Consider the following 601-nt stretch of genomic DNA (forward strand, 5'->3'; position numbering starts at 1 on the left):
CGCCCTCATGCGCAGGCTTGGTCACGCCTCCCCCGAGTCCACCCGCATCTACACGCGCGTGTCCGACCCGGCGGTCGTCGCCGAGTACCGCCGCGCGCTTGGCCTCGATGTGTCAGCGCCATGAGGGCCGGACCGATCTCTGCCGCCGCAGCAGCGATCGGCGAGCACCCGGCCGCACCAGTGATCGCTCAGCACTGCGGCGAGGCAGAGTACGCCGCGCACGTCGCGGGTGTGGATATCTGCGATATGTACAAGCGCCAGCTGCGGCAGATCCACCGCCGCTTCCGCACACAGTGGCCCGATCTTCGCGACTGGCTCGCTGCGCCACTGCCCGAGCGCGTCGGCCGCCTCGATGGCGAGCGGCGGCAAGCGTCGAGCCACAAACTTTCCTATCAAGCGCGCCCCTACATCCACTTTCTCGCGTTCACCGACAGGCTGCGCATCGACTACCCATGGCTGCTCGCCGTTGGCAAGACACGTCCGTCGGTTGTGCTCGACCGGCTGTGCATCGACCTCGGCATCGACCGCCTTGCCGACGAGGGTGAAGCCCTCGGCTTTAATCGCTCGTCGATTCGGCTTTCCATGACCTGGATGCTGCCGC

1 protein-coding gene is annotated in these 601 nt (G+C 67.2%); it reads left to right on the forward strand.

Going from position 1 to position 601, the window contains the following annotated elements; genetic code table 11:
* Positions 1–120 precede the first annotated feature (120 nt).
* Positions 121–601, forward strand: a 481-nt coding sequence (locus tag AACY52_RS29395; protein ID WP_339561232.1) for a hypothetical protein, incomplete at its 3' end; no start/stop codon positions are given.

Source organism: Pseudomonas sp. EA_65y_Pfl1_P113 (assembly GCF_963970525.1).
Lineage (GTDB): Bacteria > Pseudomonadota > Gammaproteobacteria > Pseudomonadales > Pseudomonadaceae > Aquipseudomonas > Aquipseudomonas tritici.